This window comes from Streptomyces sp. MB09-02B, from assembly GCF_033794485.1.
Classification (GTDB): Bacteria; Actinomycetota; Actinomycetes; order Streptomycetales; family Streptomycetaceae; genus Streptomyces.
Genome location: NZ_JARGEE010000815.1, coordinates 1 through 1,690 on the forward strand (window position 1 = coordinate 1; position 1,690 = coordinate 1,690).

General features: G+C 71.6%; 1 protein-coding gene and 1 pseudogene. One reads left to right on the forward strand and one right to left on the reverse strand.

The window, feature by feature from the left end; genetic code table 11:
* Positions 1 to 815 (reverse strand): annotated as a pseudogene (locus tag P1P70_RS44305) (hydrolase); the annotation flags it as partial.
* Positions 816 to 1,063: 248 nt separating this feature from the next.
* Here P1P70_RS44305 and P1P70_RS44310 point away from each other — a divergent pair.
* The coding region (locus tag P1P70_RS44310; RefSeq protein WP_413471694.1) for a phage tail sheath N-terminal beta-sandwich domain-containing protein at positions 1,064 to 1,690 on the forward strand (627 nt) is incomplete at its 3' end.

The window sequence follows — 1,690 nt, forward strand, 5'->3', positions numbered from 1 at the left end:
GGGGCGGACAGACTCGGCGAGGGGGAGGGCGGCAGCGTGCTGACGGCGGCCTCCCGCAGCTCCGTGGTGGCGCTGACCACCGGGGGTCGGTACGCCAGCCACAACGTCAGGAACGTGATGGCGAGCGCCAGGAAGACGCCGAGGCAGGTGGCGAGCCAGCCGGGCAGGAAGCTCCGCTGCACATAGGTGCCCTCGACGTCGAGCGGGGTCACCCCCGACCGCTTCACGGCGAACGTGTACGGCCGCTCCTCCTTGGACCCGAACCAGATGATCTGCCGGGGCTTCAGCGTGGCCTTCACGAAGGCGGCACGCCCGGGCTCGATCTGCACATTGCTCGGGTGGATGTCGTACGACAGCTGGTCGCCGTTGTCGCTGCCGCTGACCGACGCGGTGACCTTCGTGTTGCCCAGGTTGTCCACGGCGAGCTTCGGGCGCCCACGGAACCGCCCCTTGACCGTCGGAGGGACGAGTTCCGCCCGGACCTCCGTGAACGGCGTGATCGTCAGGTTCCCCTCGGGGACCGTCGTCGCCTCCGGGTGCTCGGTCGGCAGGATCCGCACCGCGTACGCGTTCGGTCCGGCCGTCGCGTCCGGGGTGCGCGGCGGCGCGAACGTCAGCTCCACCGACCCCGTCGTCCCCGGGTACAACCGGAGCGTCTGCGGCTCCACGGTCGTCCACGGCGCGATGTCACCGACCGGCTCGAAGCGGTACTCGTCGACCACGTCACCGGTGTTGCGCAGGCGCAGCCGTACGGTCGTACTGCTCCCCGGGTCCACGGTCGCGGAGGCGGGTTCGAGGGAAGTCCAAAGGCTCACCACCGGGACGCTACGGCAGCGCCCCGTGGGCGGGTCAGAGACGCCGGGGCAGCCTTGCCTGCCTCAAGGGGCAGCCTCCGTCGAGCGCCCGCAGAGTTGCTCCGCGAAGTGCCCCGCGAAGTGCTCCGCGAAGTGCCCCTGCGGGCAACGACACTGCCCCCGTCCCGGCCCTCCGGGACGTTTCGACGGACGCGCTTCGCGCGTGAGGGTGAGAGGCGACCTGTCTCGTACCCCAAGGAGAGCAGAGCATGCCGTCCTACCTGTCGCCGGGCGTCTACGTCGAGGAGGTGGCCAGCGGCTCGCGTCCCATCGAGGGTGTGGGCACGTCCGTGGCCGCCTTCGTCGGCCTGGCCCCGACCGGTCCGCTGAACGAGCCGACCCTGGTGACCAACTGGTCCCAGTTCGTCGCGGCGTTCGGCGAGTTCACCGACGGCTACTACCTCGCGCACTCGGTGTACGGGTTCTTCAACAACGGCGGCAGCGCCGCGTACGTGGTCCGCGTCGGCGGCACGGCCCAGGACGGCGCGTCCGCAGGCTCCCCCGCCGCCGTGACGGGGGCCGCCGCACCGGCCGCGCTCCCGCCGGGCGAGCCGAAGCAGCTGGGCACGTTCAGCGTGACCGCCATCGCGGGCGGTTCGCTGAGCGTCGAGGTCGCCGACCCCGAGGGGGAGGGTCCCGCCGAGCGCTTCAAGCTGATCGTCAAGGACGGCGACAAGCCGGTCGAGACCTTCGACGTGACGGCGAAGAAGGGCGGCCGCAACTACGTCGTCACCCAGGTCAAGGAGCGCTCCAAGCTCATCTCGGTCACGGAGACGGCGCCGGCCGCGCAGCTCGTGCGCCCCGACAACCAGACCGTCGCCCTCGCGGCCCCCGCC